The sequence below is a fragment of the Dermabacter jinjuensis genome (assembly GCF_902381725.1).
In the GTDB taxonomy this organism is placed as follows: domain Bacteria; phylum Actinomycetota; class Actinomycetes; order Actinomycetales; family Dermabacteraceae; genus Dermabacter; species Dermabacter hominis.
In genome coordinates, this window is record NZ_LR698963.1 from 1,474,403 (window position 1) to 1,492,111 (window position 17,709).

Here is a 17,709-nt window from a genome sequence, read left to right on the forward strand (position 1 = left end):
GCCACGCCACCGCGATCCCGAGTTTTGAGCGAAGGTGCCCCGCGACATGTCACGAACCGCGTCCCCGGTAGCAGGCGACGATCCACGACGGCGGATCCCACGGACCGATGCTTTACTCGCGCTTGAAGAGGTCGAACGAGCGAAGCAACGCCTTGGGGAAGAGCGCGTACGCGATGTTGTGCGTGACATGCAGAGTCGTGCCCGGGCGGGGGAAATCGCGCCGGAAGACGTCGAGGGCGCGGTGATCGCCGCGTTCGAGGGCGTGCACGCGTGCGCGTTCACGCCCGTGCTCAACGCAACGGGAGTCATCGTCCACACCAATCTTGGGCGTGCCCCTCTTTCACCTCAGGCGATCAACGCCTTGGAAGCCGCTGCGGGCTACGTTGATGTCGAGTTCGATCTGGCAACGGGCCTTCGCGGGAAGCGCGGCGTTTCGACGCGCGAGGCGCTCCTCAAGGCGTGCCCTGCAGCGCAGGACGCGCTTGCGGTCAACAATGGCGCTGCGGCGCTCTCGCTCATCGCGACGGCCCTCGCCGGTCCAGGATCGGGCAAGCGGCGCGAGATTGTATTGAGCCGCGGTGAGATGATCGAGATCGGCGCGGGATTTCGCCTCACCGAGCTCATCGAGTCGACGGGTCCCGTGATCCACGAGGTCGGCACGACGAATCGCACGCATCTTGCCGACTACGAAAAGGCCCTCGGAGAAAACACAGCCGCGCTCCTCAAGATTCACGCGAGCAATTACGTCATCAAAGGCTTCACAAGCGCTGTTGGCATCGCTGAACTCGCCGATCTCGCGCACGCCCACGATCTCCCGCTCATCGTCGACATCGGTTCGGGGCTCTTTTCCCCGGAGCCGCTGCTTCCTGATGAGCCAACGCTCACCGAGGCCCTTGAAAGCGGCGCGGACCTCGTGCTCGCAAGCGGCGACAAGCTCGTGGGCGGCCCCCAAGCGGGGCTCATCCTCGGGAAGAAGGAGTGGGTCGAGCGCGTGGCCCGCCACCCTCTCGCGCGAGCGATGCGCGCCGATAAACTCCTGCTCGCCGCGCTCGAGGCTACCGTCGGAGGACCCACGCCGCCCGTGCTTGAAGCGCTTCACACCGACCCCGACGCGCTCAAAGCCCGCACCGAAAAGCTTGCGCGTGCAATCGACGAGCGCGTGAACGTGACGTGCGAGGTTGTTCCGCACGACGGCCGCGTCGGCGGGGGAGGCGGTGCAGAGGTTCCGATCCCGGGATGGGCACTGCGCGTGCCCGAGCATCTGGCGAGCGAACTGCGCGCGCTCGAACGACCAATCATTGCGACCACGCGCGACGGCGCCTGTCTTATCGACGTGCGTTGCATTCCCGAATTCGAGGATGCTGAGCTTGCGAGCGTGATCGCCGCGCTCATGAAACGCTAGGAGGGACGCATGCACGTCATCGCGACCGCTGGGCACGTTGACCACGGCAAAAGCACACTGATCCGCGCGCTCACCGGCATTGAAACAGACCGCTGGGAAGAAGAGCAACGCCGCGGGCTCACAATCGACCTCGGCTTCGCGTGGTGCACGCTCCCCTCGGGGCGCGGCGTGAGCTTCGTGGACGTACCCGGCCACGAGCGCTTCATCGGCAATATGCTCGCGGGACTCGGGCCCGTGCCCATTGTGCTCTTCGTCGTTGCCGCAGATGAGGGCTGGAGCGCGCAGTCGAGCGACCACCGCGACGCCGTCAAGGCCCTCGGTATTTCCCACGGCATCATCGTCGTGACGCGCGCCGATCGCGCCCCCGAACGCGTCACTACCGTGATTGCCGAAGCACGGCGCGAACTCGCCGACACAGGCCTTGCTGATGCACCGGCATGCGGTGTCTCGGGTGTGACCGGTGAGGGGATCGATGAGCTGAAGCGCGTGCTCGATGAACTCGTGGCAAGCGTCGCAGCTGCATCCCCGCATGAAAACGTGAGGTTGTGGATTGATCGGTCCTTCACGATCGACGGCGCAGGCACGGTCGTGACGGGAACCCTCGGTTCCGGGAGCGTGCGCGCGGGCGATGAGCTCGAGCTCGTGAGCACCCGCCACGGCGAGAGCGAGCCGCGAGAAGTGAGCGTGCGCGGCGTGCAGTCGCGCGGCGCGAGCGAGGAGGTCGTCGAGCCAGTGAGCCGCGCGGCCCTCAACCTTCGCCAAATTTCCGCGAGCGAGATCCATCGCGGCGACGTGCTCCTTACACCCGGCGCTTTCCACCTCACGCGTGTCGTGGATGTGCGCAGCGTGAGCGGAGACAGCCTCGACGATGTGCCGCGCGAGACCACGATCCACGTGGGAAGCGCGGCCGTGACCGCACGCGTGCGCCCCCTCGGCGCGGAGCACGCGCGCCTCACGTTTGATGTTCCTCTTCCGCTCGTGATCGGCGATCGCCTCGTCATGCGCGGCACAGGTGAGCGGGCTGTTCTCGGGGGCGTGCGCGTTCTCGATGTGGACCCGCCGGAACTGCGCAGGCGCGGCGCGGGGAGCGCGCGTGAAAGCGAGCTCGAGCACATGAGCGAGAGCGGGGACGCACGAGCTGAAATCGAGCGGCGCGGCGCCATGCGCGAAACAGACCTCAGGAAAATGGGCTTTGAGGTGGCAGGCACGCTCGAAGGGTGTGTGTCCGACGGTGGCTGGCTTGTGAGCGCAGCTTTCCTCGACCGCGGTGCCCGCGCGCTGAGAGAACGCGTTGCGGCTGCCGCTAAGACAAATCCCCTTCGTCCGGGGCTTTCCCGAAAAGAAGCGGTCGAAGCCCTCGCGCTTCCCGCCCTCGAACTCCTTCCGATGGTCGTGAAGAAGTCGGCGCTCATCGAACGCGATGGGCTCATTGTCGATCCGGCGATCGAAGCGGGGCTCGGCGAGGCAGAAGCGAGCGTTGCCGCGCTCGAAGCGAAACTCAAAAATGATCCGTTCAACGCGCCCGAACTCGGCGATCTCGCTGACCTTGGTCTCGGCGCGAAAGAGCTCGCGGCCGCGGCGAAACAAGGGCGGCTCCTGAGGATCGGCCTGCCGAGCGACAACCTCGTTCTTCTACCCACCGCGCCCGCACTCGCGATGCGCGAACTCGCAGCGTTACCGCAGCCGTTTACGACCTCTGAGGCGCGCCGGGCGCTCGGCACGACCAGACGCACCGTGATTCCGCTCCTCGAGCATCTCGATAAAAAGGGGTGGACGCGCCGCCTCGACGCGGGGCATCGCGAGATCGTCCGCTAACAGCGCTCTCCCCGCACCGAGACTTTTCTCTGGAAGGCTCGTAGGTCAAGCGCGTCCTGAGGCCGCGGGGCGCGTCAGGAAGATGTACACCGTGACAGCAGTGGCGGTGAGAAGCGGCCAAACAATAAGGGGAACGGTGATCGCGCCGATATCCGCGAGTACACCCCCGAGAAGTGCAGCGAAGGGGACAGTGCCCATTGTCAACATGCGCATCGCAGCGCTCGCACGACCAAGGAACTTCTTGTCGACGACCTTCGCTATGTACGAGAACCCCGCGATGTTGGCGACGGTAAGGGTGAAAGCCCAACACGCAGATTGAATGAGGAAGAGAACATGAGCCCAGTTCGGGGTCATGAGTGCCAGGAGTGGAAGGCACGCCACGAGCGCTTGAATAATGGAGCTTGAAATGTAGAGCGTTCGTACCGGGAGGGACTTCACGATCGCGGGAGCGAGCGATGCTGCGAGGATTCCTGCGATCGCCGACACCGTTCCGAGGATGCCGAAGAAGGGCATGCCAAGATCCAAAACCCTCAGAATGACGACGTTTACCATCGAGTCGCCCAAGGCGAGCCCAATGTTGCCAGCTGAAATCAGACACACGGCGCCGAAAAGAAAGCGATTACGACCAAGGATGCGGAAACCGTCGGTGAGCTTCTGAGAGAGAGTCCGTGTGTCGTTCTCGAGTTGAGACTCATCACTGCGATCGTCTGCGACGTGCGGGGCGCTGGCGTGATGAGTCGTGCTGTTCATCTGGGTTAGGCGCTGCATAGTACGCCAAGCGAAGACCAGAGCTAGAACGAAGAAGAGTGCGGCTGCTCCTGTAGCCGGAGTAGGACCTAGGAACGCCAAGGTGAATCCGGCTGCTGCCGGTGCGATGACTCCTGCAATGGAGTCCGCCATTGCCATTCTTGAGATGGCAGTTTCTATCTGGCCGCTGCTTCCGGCGACGAACGGGACCAGGCTCGTTTGGGCATTTTCCGAGGCGATAACGGATAAACCGAGAAAGAAGACGAGTGGCATAAAGAACACGGGACTCGTGAGCTCAAAAGTGAGACCGAGGCACAAGAGCGTGCCGAGCAGAACCTTGAGAGCAAGAGAAATCGTCAGAATCGTTTGCGGTCTGTAGTGGTCGACCAGAAGTCCGATGGGGAGCGCCAGAAAAAGGGCAGCTCCCGACTCGAGAAAATCCAAGATGCCGATCTGCGTCGTAGAAAACCCCAGGAGCGAAATCGCGATAATCGCTATGGAGGAGTCAATGAATTCACGACCGACGGCGTCACTCGCATTAGAAACTTGGAGGGACCGCAGGAGCCGTCGTTCCGTATTCTCACGTTGCACGACTTTGCGCTCCCTTCACTCAGAGCAAGAATCGTACGTTAAAAGCGCTCTCCCCGCACCGAGATGGACCCGGGAGGGGAGAGCGACGTGGAAATGGAGCGCGTGGTTAGACGAACTCGATTGTTGAATCTGCGTGGCCGAGGATCACGACCGGCGTGATCGCCTTGTAGCCCGCGGCTTCGATCTTCGCGCGATCGAAATCCACGAGCGGCTGGCCCGCGGTGACGCGATCGCCGTTCTTCACGTGCACGGTGAAGCCCTCACCGTTCATCTTCACAGTGTCGAGGCCTACGTGGATGAGGACCTCGGCTCCGTCGTCGAGCGTGAGCGCAACGGCGTGTCCCGTTGGGAAAGCCTGCGATACCACGCCAGCGGCGGGAGCCACGACCTGACTGCCGCTCGGGTCGATCGCGACGCCGCCACCGAGGAGCCGGTCGGCGAACGTTGAATCGGGAACATTCTCGAGCTGGACGATCGTTCCCTGAAGTGGCTGACGCATGCGCACGAGCGCGTACTCGGTCTTTTCGGCGACGGCAGTGGCGGCAGGAGCGGCAGTGGAGCCCTCGGAGCCTCCGACGGTTGCCGCAGCAGCATTGCTCTCGACCTCAGCGCGCGCGGGAGGCTCGATCGAACCATCCATGAGGCCGTCCATCGCGTCCTTCACGAACTGGACGTTGAGTCCGTAGATCACCTGGTAGAGGTTGCCACCGGGCTTCATGACGCCGGTTGCGCCCGCGGCCTTGAGAGCCTGCTCGTCGGCGAGAGACACGTCGTTGAGGCTCAGGCGAAGGCGCGTCGCGCAGTTCTCGACCTCGTCGATGTTGCCCTTGCCGCCGAGGGCCTCGATAAACCGGTCGGCGGTGAGGATGTACTTGTCGGCGCCGGTGGCCGTGGAATCGCTCGCCTCGTCATCATCTTCGTCTGCGCCGCGACCGGGGGTCTTGAGATTCCACTTGAGAATCACGAAACGGAACACGAGGAAGTAGACCACGAACCAGAACGCGCCCATCACGAAGATGGCCCACGGGTTCATCGCGAGCGGGTTGACCCACTGGAGGACCAGGTCGATGAAGCCACCTGAGAAGCCGAAGCCCGAGCGGACGGGAAGGGCGGCAGTGACGCCCATCGAGATCCCCATGAAGATCGCGTGGATCAGGTAAAGGCCCGGAGCGAGGAACATGAAGAGGAATTCGAGCGGTTCCGTGATGCCGACGAGGAACGCCGCGAACGCTGCACCGATCAGGATGCCGCCCGTGGCTTTCTTCTTCTCAGGCTTGGACGTCACATACATCGCGAGGGCAGCACCGGGAAGGCCCATCATCATGACGGGGAAGAACCCGGTCATGTACTGGCCGGTCACGCCGCGAGTGCCTTGGCCTGCGAGGAAGTTGTTGAGGTCATTCACGCCCGCGATATCGAACCAGAACACGGCGTTGAGAGCGTGGTGCAGGCCGAGCGGGATGAGCAGGCGGTTGAAGAAGCCGTAAAGCCCGGCTCCGACCGGGCCGAGCGTGAGCATCCACTCGCCAAAGGCCACGAGGCCACCGAAGACGAGCGGCCACACAAACATGAGCACGAGTGCGGCGACGAGAGAGAGGAGGGCCGAGATGATCGCAACCGAGCGCTTACCCGAGAAGAACGCGAGGAAGTCAGGAAGCTCCGTGTCCTTGAATTTTTCGAAGCTCCACGCTGCGATGAGGCCGCAGATGAGGGCCACAAAAACGTTATTGACCTTGCTGAATGCGGGGTCGACCTGCGCAACATCGCTCAGGCCCTGGAATTTCATGATCGTCTCTGGTTTGAGGAGACTGGTGACCGTGAGCCACGAGGTAAGGCCCGCGAGCGCTGCGACGCCGTCGGCCTTCTTCGGCATGCCGATCGCGACACCGATCGCGAATAGGAGCGGGATGTTATCGATCAGCGCGCCACCCGCTGCCGCGAGGAATGCTCCGATGATGTTGTTCGGGTCTCCGGTCGCGCCAGCGATCCAGTAGCCGAGGCCCGAGAAAATCGAGGCAACAGGGAGGACGGCGACCGGCAGCATGAGTGACCTGCCGAGCCGTTGGAAGAATTTCATCAAGACGTATCACTCCAAGGGGAAAGTGCGCATCCTTGCGCGGTAAACGCGGACGCGGTTACGCCCGGGGTAGAAACATACTACTGGGCCGGTGGGGTGCGAGGGCTAGCGGCGCCGCGCGCGTGTGAGGTCCATGTCCCACGAATAGTGCTCGGGAAGCTTCGGAAGACCCCAAGTTGGATTGGGGAAGAAATACTCGAAGCCGGCGTTGAAGGGATATCCCCACGCCTCAATGTCACGTTCGGCCTCGCGACCCCATGCCCGGATCTGTTCAGCCATTTCGGGGCTGAAGTAGCCGATCCGCTCGGCGCCCTCGAGTTCGTCCTCATCCTTGTAGTGGTAGTCGTGGCGGGGGAGCACGACGAGGTCGAGAACGAGATCGCGCGTGCGAACGCCTTCCTCGGTGCGCTCGAGCGGAGTCTCAAGATTGACGTAGTAGCAGCCAAGCGTGCCGTCGTCTTTATAGAACAGCCACACGGAATACGGCTTATCGGGCAGACCGATCATGAGGATGCCGTTGCCTGTCCACAGCTGTTTCGATTGGGTGCGGGGGGCGGTGAACATGCCTTCGTCGCCGGCGCGCCTGAGTGGCGCGCCCGATTCAAGAACGGGGAGGAGAACCTCCGTGCCCGGTGCGATCCACACGACAATCCCGCGGTCATCATCAATGACGACGGTTCCCGGTCGCACGGTGATGGTCTCGTGCGCGTGCGTGTAGTACGTCCAGGTCACGTGGTCCCCAGCGGACCAACGCTTCTGGGTATTCATGACTCTTCCGTGGCCCATAAGCCTCCCGGATGCTCCACGGCGGGCCGTTTTCGCGAAGTCATATGTGCCCCGGGAGGGGAACGAGTATGCCCCGAGCCTACCGGAGCGCGGGCGACTTACGCGAGTGCCGTCCTTCACGGTGCGTCAAAGAACGCCAGAAGCCGACGATGAGGTGGAGGGTGGTCTCAGCCTTGAAATGTGGAGCGTCCTTAGCGTGACCAGGCGCTCCACAGCTCGGCGTACCGTCCGTCGAGCGCCACGAGCTCGTCGTGGCTTCCCGATTCCACGACCTTGCCATCGTCCATGACAAAAATCCGGTCGGCTTCCCTCGCCTGAGAGAGGCGGTGCGCGACGATGACCGTCGTGCGCCCGCGCGCAACCTCGAGGGCCGCACGTTCGAGCACTCGCGCGCCTGAACTGCCTTCATCGGCCGTCGCCTCATCCATGATGAGGATCGCCGGGTCTTGGAGCACGATGCGTGCGAGCGCGAGCTGTTGGCCCTGTTCAGCAGAAAGTTTCGCGCCTTTCTCCCCGACCTCGGTATCGAGACCTTTGGGGAGGAGTCGTGCCCATTCCTCCGCGCTGACGCGCGCGAGGGCGTCCCACAGCTCGTCATCGCTTGCTTCGTCGATCGCAAGGCTCAGATCCTCACGGAGCGTTCCGTGGAACACGTGCACGTCCTGCGACACGATTGACGCGTGCGAGCGCACGGCTTCGAGGTTGGCGTGTGCGAGATCGGCGCCGCCGTGGAACACGCGACCCCAGCGCGGGGTGAGCGTTCCCGCAAGGATCGACGCGAGGGTCGATTTGCCCGCACCGGATGCTCCAACGAGTGCGACCGTCTCGCCTTCCGGAATCGTCAGGTCGATCGGCGCGAGCACAATGCGACCGTTATCGCTATAGGCGTGCGAGACGCCTTCGATTCGAATCGACCCATCCACGGGTGTTTCCTCTCCAGGCGAAGCGGCGGGGTCGATCGAGGTGATGACCCCCACCATGCGCGTAAGGCTCGCCGCGGCTGACTGAACGTCGTCAAGGGAGAAGATGAGCGACTGAAGGGGCCAAAAAAGCGTCACGATATAGATGCACGCTGAGGCCACGAGCCCCACCGGCATGAGCCCTGCCTGAACGGTCGCGTACCCGATGAGCAGCACAAGAATGACGGCGAGAGTTTCGGGGATCATCATGATCCACACGACTTGCACGATGAGGCGGAAGATCCTCAGCACGAGCGCGTAGGCGGCGGCGCTCAGCGAGCCAACGTGCCGCGTCTCGCGCTCTTCGATGCCGTAGGCGTGCACGGTCGGCGCACCATTGATCGCCGCGAGCAGTCCCTGTGCGCGGGCGCCTTTCGCGATGCGTTCGACGCGGTAGATGCGGTTCGTGCGCGGAAGGTAAAAGCGCAGTGCCCATACGTAAAAGGGAATGATCGCGACAACCAGAATGAGCAGCCACGGGCTGATCACGACGAGCGCGATGAACGTCACCGTGATCTGGAAGATCACCGTGACGAGCCACGGCACGATGTTGTTGACGGCCTTTGCGGTGACGTCGACGTCGTCGGCGACTCTCGAGAGTGCGTCGCCGATGCCCGCCTGCTCCATCGTTTGCGTGGGTAGATCGAGGGCGCGGTCGATGACGTCCTCGCGCATTCCCGCAAGGAGGCGCTGGCCGAGTCCCGAGATGAGGGCGCGTGAAAGAGCCGAGGCGAGCGCTTGTACGGCGCCCGCTGCGACGATCATCCCGGCGATGGTCCAGAGCGCCTGGGTAGTTCCTCCGGCCGTGACCACGTCTACCGCGCGCCCCATGAAGTACGGGCCGAGCGCACCTGCAAGCGCGGCCATGATGGTTGCCGCAAGCATTCCGAGGGCGAGAGGAGTGAAGTCGCGAAGCCGGCCGAGTACGAATCGGCCGGTCTCACCGAAGGATGCGATCGGGAGTAGCTCGGCGTGCCGTGAAAGCTGGCGCGCAACGTCGCCCTCGGCCTCCATCGACGCAATCAGGTCGCGTTCTGCCTCGCTCGCGCTATTTGCCGTACGAGTGGCGTTTTCGCTCATCGTTGCACCACCTTCCGGTATGCCTCGGCGTGCATGAGCTCGTGGTGGGGGCCTTCGGCGCTTACCTCGCCGCCTCGCACGAAGAGTACGCGGTCGGCCTGATCTAGAAGCGCCGGAGCCTTCGCGATGAGCACCGTGATGCGGTCCTCGACCTTGCGCGCCTCGCGCACCCCTTGGGCGATTTTGTATTCCGTCACGGCGTCGACCGCGGTCGTCGGGTCGTTGAGCACAAGCACGGGAACATCCGCCGCGAGTGCGCGTGCGAGAGCCAGGCGCTGGCGCTGGCCACCAGAGAGGTTCGCGCCGCGGTCAAGGATGCGCGTGTCGAGCCCCTCGGGCAGGATCCTCAAAAGATCATCTGCGCCTGCGGATTTGAGAGCCGCGTGCGCCCAGGTATCGGGATCGTTCGTTGTGTCGGGTGAAGCGTCTGGAGCGGGGCGCTTTGTGTCGAGTTGCTCGCGCAGCGTGCCATCGAAAAGGTCGACCGCGTGCGGCTCGATAAGGAGGCTTTCGCGCGGAATGTCGAGCGAAGAAAGTTCGATGAGGGCGAGGCGGGCGTCGGAAGCGGATTCGGGAACGAGTGCGACGATCTGAGAATCGCGCACGGTGCCGAGAAGAGGGGTGGAAATCTCCCCGAGGCCCGGAAGACGTGGGGGAGCAGTGGGCTCCGTGCGTGCCGAAAGGGCCTCGGGCGAGCCGGCCCTGACGAGAGAATTGAGCGCGGGCTCGGTGATGCTTCGCCCCATTTCGCTCAGGAGGTGGCGGATGCGGCGCGCCGAGGTCGAGAAGCTCGCCCACCACACGGGAACGCCCGCGAGCCCCGCCATCATGCCCGAAAGATTACGCACGAGACCCGCAATCGAGATGAACACGCCTACCGACATCGCGCCCTCGAGCGTGAGCGTACCCGAGGCGACGACGACCGCGGCAATCATGATCGAAGAGGTAAAGAGCATCAGGCCGTCGGAAAGGCCCGAGAAACGCGCGTTCGTGAGGGCAGCGTCGAGTGCGATGCGTGAGCGCGCCCGGTAAGTCGAGCGCGCGCGGGTTTGCACCCCCAGCCCCTGAAGTACGCGAAGGCCGTGCACGAGATCCGTTGCGGTCGAAGCGGCGTCGGCAGCGCGTGACTGCTGGTTGTCGTACTTTTCGGAGAGAATCGGCGTGACGACTCGCAAGATCACCACCTGCAGGGCGAGGCTCGCAAAAACGATGAGCCCCACGAGGGGATTCATGACCGTGAGCCACACACCTGCCCCCACGACGGCGATCGACGCGGGCACGGCCCACGTCATCATGTCGAAGACATCGGGAGCGCGATCAGCATCCGAGGTCGCGATTGAAAGGATTTCCCCTGCGGGGCGATCGATCTGTCGGGACGCGGGGTCGAGGGCAGCCGCGGTGACGGCGAGGCGCAGATTGTGCTGCTCGCGCGCTCGGATCTCCATGATCGGTTCGAAAAATCGCGCCCAGCACCAGTTGGAGAGAAGCAGGAGTCCTGCGAGACCCGCGGCACCGCCCGCGGTGAGCCAAAGATTGGCTTTAAAGATGCCGTGGTCGATCACGAGGCCGATCCCGATGGGGATGAACATGTTGATCGCTTCGCTCGCCATCGCGAGCACCATGAACCACGTGAGTGGGCGCGCATTGCGGCGCACCATTGCGCGCATCACCGAGCGCTCACGAAGTTCGGTTCGGCTGAGGTGGGCCTCCGAAGCATGGCGCTTGTCTCTTGTGCGAGCACGGGTATTTGTAGTGCTCATGGGCTTTTCGCTCATCCGTTAAAGTCAACGAAGAAACGCGAGGTTCCGCAACGGCTTCTCGGAAAACGGACGGTGGCGTCTGACACAATGGGCCGGTATTGATCCGCTACGAAAGGAGTACCGCGTGAGCACCACGAATCGCGAAGTCCTTCTCTACATCGACCCCACGTGCCCGTACGCGTGGGTGACGAGCCGCTGGCTGCTCAACGCCGTGAAGGAGCGGCCTGAGTTCACTCCACGCTTCTCGATCATGTCGCTGTATGTGCTCAACGAGGGCCGCGATCTCGACCCGAACTACCGCGCCCTCATTGACCAGACCCTGAGCCCCGCACACCTCTTCATGGCCGTGCAGCGTGAGCTCGGTCAGGAGGCCTTCTCGAAGCTCTACACCGCGTGGGGCGAGCGCTTCCACGTGCAGGACCGCAAGGATGACTACCTCGAGGTTGCACGCGAATCGCTCGAGGAAGCCGGAATCGATGCCTCGTACCTCGAGCATTGGGAGGGCCGCACCTACGAGGGTGAGCTGCGAGAGGAACAAGCGAAGGTGCAGAAGATGGTGGGCGACGACGTGGGGACGCCCGTGATCTCCTTCGGTTCCGGAACCGCGTACTTCGGCCCCGTGCTTACCCGTGCGCCTCGCGGCGAAGAGGCGGGCGCCTTGCTTGATGGTCTCGCAGCAATGTCGACCGTGCGCGGCTTCGCCGAGCTCAAGCGGGCCCGCACCGGCGGCCTCGACTTTTCCTGACGCCTCCTCAATTTCGATTCCAGAAGAAAGGGCTGCTCATGCGCCTCCACATCGCCACTGACCACGCCGGCTATGACCTCAAGAACCGGCTCATCTCCGTCTTCGAGAGTAAGGGACACGAGGTGATCGACCACGGCGCGTTCGAGGTGGATCCACTCGACGACTACCCGCCGTTTTGTTCGGACTGCGGTGAGGCGGTCGTCGCGGACCCCGGAAGCCTTGGAATCGTGATCGGTGGCTCCGGAAACGGGGAGCAGATCGCCGCGAACAAGGTTCAGGGCGTGCGTGCGGCACTCGTGTGGAATAAGGCGACAGCGAAGCTTGCGCGTGAACACAACGACGCGAACGTGATCGCGGTCGGTGCGCGCCAACACAGCGAGGAGGAGCTCATCGCCCTTATCGAGACGTTCGTGAACGAACCATTCTCCGGCGACGAGCGTCACGTGCGACGCATCGGCAAGATCGCCGAATACGAGAAGACTGGCACGTACCAGGAGCGCTAACGAAAGGGCGGTGAGCGATGCCCGAGGGGCATACGATTCACCGGCTCGCACGCGCGATGAACGCCGCATTCGGAAACACCCGGGTGCGGCTTTCGTCGCCGCAGGGCCGGTTTGAGGCGGGAGCCACGGAACTCGACGGCTGGGTCATGGCGCGAGCCGAGGCGGCGGGCAAGCACCTCTTCATGGGCTTCGCTCCGCACGAGGACACCGAACCGCTTCGGTTCATCCATATTCACTTGGGGTTGTACGGCTCGTGGACATTCGCGGGCAGTGAGCGCTTCCATCAAGTGCGCGCGATTGGTGCGCCCCGCAAGGGACTTGAGGTGACATCCGACGGCTCCTGGGCTTCGATTGTGCCCGGGGTCAACGTCAGGCTCCGCATTCGCGGAGCAGAGGGGCTTGCTGACCTGACCGGTCCCAACCAGTGCCGCGTGATCGACGAGGCCGAGCGGGAAGCGGTGCTCGAACGTCTCGGGCCTGACCCGCTGCGCTCGGACGCCGATCCGCGTGAGTTCGTGCGGCGCATCAAGAAATCACGCCAGAGCATCGGTCAGCTCCTCATGGACCAGCGCGTATGCGCGGGCATCGGCAACATCTACCGCGCCGAACTGCTGTTTCGCGCGCGGCTCGACCCTTACGTGCCCGGCAACGAACTTACGACACCGCTGATCGAGGCGCTGTGGGAGGATCTCGTGCCTCTCATGGCGTACGGCGAGCGGACGGGCCGCATCGTCACGACGCAGCCCGAGCATCGGAAGATTCACCGCGAGCTCAACGAACGCACGGTTCCCGTGTACCAAAACGGGGATGATGACCCCGCGAGTGTTCCTCGCGAGGAGTCGTTTTACGTGTATCACCGTCAGGGGTTCCCGTGCCGCCTGTGCGAGGCGAGCATTCGCGATGCCGACCTTGCCGGGCGCGCCCTGTACTGGTGTCCCCGCTGCCAAAGGCGCCGCGTTCGCAAGGCCGGGTGGACGGACCTGAACAGTGCAGCCGGCTGGGCGTACACTCCGGAGGGTGAATGAGATGACCCCACACCCCAAGTTTGATCTGCGCGTGCTCGCCGAAAGGCCCGACGGTTCCACCCTCAAGGCGTCGCACCTCAGCTTTATGGATCCCGAGATCGTGTACTCGATGTGCATACTCCGCCAGGGCGTGTTCATCATCGAGCAGGGCGTCTCGAGCGAGCAAGAGCTCGACGGGCTCGACCGCGAGGATTCCACCATCACCGTGTGGTGGGAAAAAGACGGCGATGTGATCGGCACGATCCGCGTGTTCCCCGGTGAAGGATGCATGAGGATCGGTCGCCTCGCGTGCGCAAAGAGTGCCCGCCGTGGCGGCTATGGCGGCGCCCTCATGGCCGCGGCGATCAATCTGTGCAAGGAGCGCGAGAGCACCCAGAAGATCGTGATCCACGGACAGTCCTACCTCAAAGACTGGTACGAATCGCTCGGATACGTGACCGTGAGCGACGAGTTCTACGAAGCTGGGATCGCGCATTACACGATGGAGTACCACCACCCGTAAGTGTTTCGAGGAGGAGCGACGATGAACACGAGTGTGTCTGCCGCGCGCGCAGCCGGCGAGGAGAACGTCCAGCCACCAGCCACCCTTACGCTTCACCGGGCGAGCGCCGAGCCGTGGGCACTTGCGATCCACGGTGGTGCCGGCGGTCGCATTCTCGAGCTCGGTGAACAGGCCGATTACGAGAGCGGTTTGCGCGAGGCACACGCGGCCGGTGAAGCGGTACTGTCGGGCGGCGGAAGCGCCCTCGAGGCGTGCTGCGCTGCTGTGCAATCGCTCGAGGAGAACCCGCTGTTCAACGCGGGTCGTGGCGCGGCGCTCGCGAAAGATGGCCGTGCCGAACTCGACGCGTCGGTCATGGACGGGGCAAGCGGTCTCGCGGGGGCCGTTCTCGCGAGTCGGCATGCCAAGAGCCCGGTGCGTGCGGCGCGCGCCGTCATGGAACACACCGATCACGTCATGATCGTCGATCCGCCAGCGCAGCTCGTGGGTGAGTGGAGCCTCGAGGTCGCAAACCCCGAGTGGTTTGTGACCGAGCGGCGCCTCGCACAGCTGCGACGGCTGCTCGACAAGAGTGAGAGCGGCCCGAGGCACGGCACCGTCGGAGCCGTGGCCCTTGATGCGAACGGCCACCTCGCCGCCGCAACCTCGACCGGAGGAATCAGCGCGCAGGATGTCGGTCGGATCGGGGACACCCCCGTGATCGGGGCGGGCACGTACGCGCGCGATGGACTCGCGGCGCTGTCATGCACGGGGGAGGGCGAGGCCTTCCTCCGCGGAGTTGTGGCCTACGACGTTGCTGCACGCATGAGGTATGCGGGCTGCGACCTTCCCTCCGCCGTTGCGGCCACCATCGAGGAGACACTCACCGAAAAGGGCTCGAGCGGAGGCCTCATCGCAGTGGTGCCCACCGGGGAAATGGTCATCGCTCATAACTCGCCCATGATGTTTTCGGCGTACCGCGACGGGGCCGAGGTGCGCGTCCACCTCTAGTGAACAATCGCGCCTTCGTCGCACGCTCTAAACGGCGAGGGTGCAGAAAACGACGCGATGCGCCCGTTTTCTGCACCCTCATCCAGATGCATAGATGCTCCGGTCAGCGTGCGCGAGTTGGCTTCGAGGGATCAGACTCGTTCCACAGACGATCGAGCGCCGTCACGACGATCCAGTCACCGCCCGCGACCCCCTCAACGTGAACGCTCTGGCGCACGACCTGCTCATCGGCGCGCACACACGCGAGAAGGTTGCGGCCATCTGCGAGTTCGGCGGGATTGAATCGCGCACCCGAGACCCGGTAGATCGCGAAACTCGTCGCCTCAGAATGAGGGTGGCGATTGAACTCGACCACGGCGTTGCCGCGCGAGCAGCGCACCTTGAGGCCGTTCGGCGTGCGCGGCGCGGCACCTCCCATGTGAGCGATGACAGGCACGATCGCGGGATGTGCGTAGTGGCGGCGAACAACCTCGCCCATCGCACCGTCTCGCTCATCACGTACTGACTTCGCCGAGAAGTACACATCGCCCTCGACACGTGGGTAGTCGCGATTGAAGTCGAGGTGGCGTGCCATCTCTTCCGGATCCTCGATTGCGCCCGAGGCCTGCTTGTACATCGCTTGGCCAATGTAGAGTGCGACGTCTGTGCCCTCGACGACATCGTTCCACCAGGGAACGAGTGCCGCGTAGTCGGCGACCTCGAGCCCGATCGGCCAGTAGATCTGCGGATTGATGTAGTCGACGAGGCCATCCTTGACCCACGCGCGCGAATCCGCGCAAATGATCTCGTAGCTCTCCGACCCGCTCGTAGCAGAACCGGCGGGATCGCTCGTGTTGTTGCGCCAAATGCCGAACGGACTGATCCCGAACTTCACCCACGGCTTGCACGAGCGGATCCTCTCCCGCATCTCGCGGATAAAGATCGTGATGTTCTCGCGACGCCAATCATCAAGCGACGACGTGCCATCCGAGTAGCGCTCATAGGTCGCCTGGTCCGGGTAGTCCTTGCCTTCAACCTTGTACGGATAGAAGTAGTCGTCGAAGTGGACCGCATCGATGTCGTAATGCTCGACCGAATGCATGATCGCGCGCAGCGAGTGCTCTCGAACCTCAGGGATACCCGGATCGAAATAGGTCTTCGTGCCGTACGCCCATGCCCACCCCTCGTTGACGAGTGCGGGGTGGTCGGGGACAAGGTGATCGACGGATTCGGTCATCGACACCCGGAACGGGTTGTACCACGCGTGGAACTCAAGGTTGCGCTTGTGGGCCTCCTCGATCTGGAATGCGAGGGGGTCAAACCCCGGATCCTTCCCCTGCTCGCCCGTGAGGAAATGCGACCACGGTTCATACGGCGAGGGCCAGAAGGCATCGGCAGCAGGGCGGATCTGAGAAATCACCGCGTTGAGGTTGAGCTCCTTCGCCAGATCAAGCCACGCGATAAATTCCGCTTTGGATTCCTCGACACTGAGGCCGGTGCGGCTCGGGTAGTCAATATTGTCGGTGGAGGCGATCCACATCGCGCGAAACTCGCGTGTGCGTGGGGCCACTGCTGCGTCGGAGGCGCTCGGCCCCTGCGGTGAAGGCGACGCGACGGCCGGGACCGCACCGATCGCGGCGACGAAGGCGCCCGCGCTGGCGGCGCCGGAAAGCGTGACGAATGAACGACGTGAAAGGTTAGTCATAGGGGTCTCCTCGTTGAGAATCTCGTGAGCATGACGAAAAACGACTTAGTGTCCCCGTCAAGGGCCCCGTCCCTGACGATGCAGAGGTGTTGCACCCTGGACGGAGGGCCTGGAACGTCGGTGGAGTAGGTTACCGCCTCCTTGCCGAGACCGCGGAATACGTGCGCGCGAGCGCCTCGTGAGCCTCGTCCATGCGCATTTGCGCAATGGCGACAAAGAGGAAATCTACGACGGTAAGCTGCGCAATCCTTGAAGCCGTCGCTCCCGAGCGCAGCTCCGACTCGTGGGCGTGAGTCAGCAGCGTGATATCGGCAAGGCGGGCGATCTCACTCGACGGTGCATTCGTAATCGCGATCGTGGCTGCGCCCGCATCCTGCGCAATCGCGAGCGAATCAAGAATGTCGAGCGTTTCGCCGGAGTGCGAAATACCGACCGCGACATCACCGTCGCCCATGAGCGACGCCGCAGGCAAGGCCTGGTGCGCATCCACGTAGCTCGTGGCGCGCATACCGATGCGAGCGAGTTTTTGTTCGAGGTCCATCGCCGCAAACGCGGAGGCCCCCACGCCGAACGTGACTACCTGGCGGGCCCTCGTGCACAACGTCCGCGCACGCTCGAGTTCGCTGATGCTCACGGCATCGGCGGTATCGGCAACCGCGCGCGAATCGGCAAACGCCACCTTCTTGACGACCGCTTCGAGAGAGTCCTGCGGATCGATGTCGGCGGCAAGCGCGCTCGCGGCACGCTCATCGCCTCCCGCGATGGTTGTCGCGCGCCCGCGCGAAAACGCCAGGTCTTCACGGAACGCGGCCCTCAACTCCCTAAAGCCGCTGAAGCCGAGGCTCGTGGCGAGCCGCACGATGCTCGCGGGCGACGTGCGAGAGGCCGCGGCGATCTCGGCAATGGGCCGAGCGAGGGCCTCGTCGGGGTGATCCAAGAGGTAGCGGCTCGCGCGCGCGAGGGTGCGCGACTCGCTCTTGGCGGCATCCTCGAGAGCATCGAGGACACGTGCCGGTGGGCGCTGGAAGTCTTCGGCGGTCATG

At 63.8% G+C, this 17,709-nt stretch carries 14 protein-coding genes; 7 read left to right on the plus strand and 7 right to left on the minus strand.

All coding sequences use genetic code 11. The annotated features are described in order from the left end of the window. Window positions 1-46: 46 nt before the first annotated feature. Together selA and selB are read left to right on the plus strand one after the other, a co-directional pair. On the plus strand, window positions 47-1,402 hold the full coding sequence (gene selA, locus FXY94_RS06525; RefSeq protein WP_016664234.1) for an L-seryl-tRNA(Sec) selenium transferase: 1,356 nt from the start codon (window positions 47-49) through the stop codon (window positions 1,400-1,402). 9 nt (window positions 1,403-1,411) lie between these two features. After that, on the plus strand, window positions 1,412-3,217 hold the full coding sequence (gene selB, locus FXY94_RS06530) for a selenocysteine-specific translation elongation factor (RefSeq protein ID WP_016664235.1): 1,806 nt from the start codon (window positions 1,412-1,414) through the stop codon (window positions 3,215-3,217). A 45-nt stretch (window positions 3,218-3,262) separates the two neighbouring features. Here selB and FXY94_RS06535 read toward each other — a convergent pair whose 3' ends face one another. The 5 genes from FXY94_RS06535 to FXY94_RS06555 all read right to left on the minus strand — a co-directional run bounded on the left by FXY94_RS06535 (window position 3,263) and on the right by FXY94_RS06555 (window position 11,217). Continuing rightward, the gene (locus FXY94_RS06535; RefSeq protein ID WP_016664236.1) at window positions 3,263-4,555 is read right to left on the minus strand and encodes an MFS transporter; all 1,293 of its coding nucleotides are present in this window, start codon (window positions 4,553-4,555) and stop codon (window positions 3,263-3,265) included. Between the two features lie 106 nt (window positions 4,556-4,661). Continuing rightward, a complete protein-coding gene (gene nagE, locus FXY94_RS06540) occupies window positions 4,662-6,632 on the minus strand; it encodes an N-acetylglucosamine-specific PTS transporter subunit IIBC (RefSeq protein WP_040386508.1) in 1,971 nt (656 codons plus the stop codon). Window positions 6,633-6,737: 105 nt separating this feature from the next. Next, on the minus strand, window positions 6,738-7,400 hold the full coding sequence (locus FXY94_RS06545; protein WP_040386509.1) for a DUF402 domain-containing protein: 663 nt from the start codon (window positions 7,398-7,400) through the stop codon (window positions 6,738-6,740). A 209-nt stretch (window positions 7,401-7,609) separates the two neighbouring features. Next, window positions 7,610-9,457, minus strand: a complete 1,848-nt coding sequence (locus FXY94_RS06550) for an ABC transporter ATP-binding protein (protein WP_016664239.1) — start codon at window positions 9,455-9,457, stop codon at window positions 7,610-7,612. After that, window positions 9,454-11,217, minus strand: a complete 1,764-nt coding sequence (locus FXY94_RS06555; RefSeq protein ID WP_172620175.1) for an ABC transporter transmembrane domain-containing protein — start codon at window positions 11,215-11,217, stop codon at window positions 9,454-9,456. The genes FXY94_RS06550 and FXY94_RS06555 overlap by 4 nt, the downstream gene beginning before the upstream one ends. Before the next feature lie 124 nt (window positions 11,218-11,341). Between FXY94_RS06555 and FXY94_RS06560 the strand changes: the two genes are divergently transcribed. Genes FXY94_RS06560 through FXY94_RS06580 form a run of 5 tightly spaced genes read left to right on the plus strand, consistent with a single transcriptional unit; the run spans window position 11,342 to window position 14,982 of the window. After that, window positions 11,342-11,962 (plus strand): mycothiol-dependent nitroreductase Rv2466c family protein, encoded by a 621-nt coding sequence (locus FXY94_RS06560; RefSeq protein WP_016664241.1) that lies wholly within the window; start codon window positions 11,342-11,344, stop codon window positions 11,960-11,962. Window positions 11,963-12,000: 38 nt separating this feature from the next. Then, window positions 12,001-12,465: a ribose-5-phosphate isomerase gene (locus FXY94_RS06565; RefSeq protein ID WP_016664242.1), complete on the plus strand. Its 465-nt coding sequence runs from the start codon at window positions 12,001-12,003 to the stop codon at window positions 12,463-12,465. A 17-nt stretch (window positions 12,466-12,482) separates the two neighbouring features. Beyond that, window positions 12,483-13,490, plus strand: a complete 1,008-nt coding sequence (locus FXY94_RS06570; RefSeq protein WP_016664243.1) for an Fpg/Nei family DNA glycosylase — start codon at window positions 12,483-12,485, stop codon at window positions 13,488-13,490. Window position 13,491: 1 nt separating this feature from the next. Beyond that, a complete protein-coding gene (locus tag FXY94_RS06575; protein ID WP_016664244.1) occupies window positions 13,492-13,992 on the plus strand; it encodes a GNAT family N-acetyltransferase in 501 nt (166 codons plus the stop codon). 21 nt (window positions 13,993-14,013) lie between these two features. After that, window positions 14,014-14,982 (plus strand): isoaspartyl peptidase/L-asparaginase family protein, encoded by a 969-nt coding sequence (locus FXY94_RS06580; RefSeq protein WP_016664245.1) that lies wholly within the window; start codon window positions 14,014-14,016, stop codon window positions 14,980-14,982. Window positions 14,983-15,085: 103 nt separating this feature from the next. Here the strand turns inward: FXY94_RS06580 and FXY94_RS06585 are convergent, their stop codons facing one another. Together FXY94_RS06585 and FXY94_RS06590 are read right to left on the minus strand one after the other, a co-directional pair. Further along, window positions 15,086-16,666 carry a glycoside hydrolase family 10 protein gene (locus FXY94_RS06585; RefSeq protein WP_016664246.1) on the minus strand — a complete coding sequence of 527 codons (1,581 nt, stop codon included), beginning with the start codon at window positions 16,664-16,666 and terminating at the stop codon, window positions 15,086-15,088. 130 nt (window positions 16,667-16,796) lie between these two features. Further along, window positions 16,797-17,708 carry a MurR/RpiR family transcriptional regulator gene (locus FXY94_RS06590; RefSeq protein WP_016664247.1) on the minus strand — a complete coding sequence of 304 codons (912 nt, stop codon included), beginning with the start codon at window positions 17,706-17,708 and terminating at the stop codon, window positions 16,797-16,799. Between the last annotated feature and the right edge of the window lies 1 nt (window position 17,709).

What these genes read in the sequence shown, in the direction of transcription:
- selA (WP_016664234.1), top strand. Translation starts at nt 47, where the DNA reads ATGTCACGAACCGCGTCCCCGGTAGCAGGCGACGATCCACGACGGCGG.
- selB (WP_016664235.1), top strand. Translation starts at nt 1,412, where the DNA reads ATGCACGTCATCGCGACCGCTGGGCACGTTGACCACGGCAAAAGCACA.
- nagE (WP_040386508.1), bottom strand. Translation starts at nt 6,632, where the DNA reads ATGAAATTCTTCCAACGGCTCGGCAGGTCACTCATGCTGCCGGTCGCC.
- FXY94_RS06545 (WP_040386509.1), bottom strand. Translation starts at nt 7,400, where the DNA reads ATGAATACCCAGAAGCGTTGGTCCGCTGGGGACCACGTGACCTGGACG.
- FXY94_RS06550 (WP_016664239.1), bottom strand. Translation starts at nt 9,457, where the DNA reads ATGAGCGAAAACGCCACTCGTACGGCAAATAGCGCGAGCGAGGCAGAA.
- FXY94_RS06555 (WP_172620175.1), bottom strand. Translation starts at nt 11,217, where the DNA reads ATGAGCACTACAAATACCCGTGCTCGCACAAGAGACAAGCGCCATGCT.
- FXY94_RS06565 (WP_016664242.1), top strand. Translation starts at nt 12,001, where the DNA reads ATGCGCCTCCACATCGCCACTGACCACGCCGGCTATGACCTCAAGAAC.
- FXY94_RS06570 (WP_016664243.1), top strand. Translation starts at nt 12,483, where the DNA reads ATGCCCGAGGGGCATACGATTCACCGGCTCGCACGCGCGATGAACGCC.
- FXY94_RS06575 (WP_016664244.1), top strand. Translation starts at nt 13,492, where the DNA reads ATGACCCCACACCCCAAGTTTGATCTGCGCGTGCTCGCCGAAAGGCCC.
- FXY94_RS06580 (WP_016664245.1), top strand. Translation starts at nt 14,014, where the DNA reads ATGAACACGAGTGTGTCTGCCGCGCGCGCAGCCGGCGAGGAGAACGTC.
- FXY94_RS06585 (WP_016664246.1), bottom strand. Translation starts at nt 16,666, where the DNA reads ATGACTAACCTTTCACGTCGTTCATTCGTCACGCTTTCCGGCGCCGCC.
- FXY94_RS06590 (WP_016664247.1), bottom strand. Translation starts at nt 17,708, where the DNA reads ATGACCGCCGAAGACTTCCAGCGCCCACCGGCACGTGTCCTCGATGCT.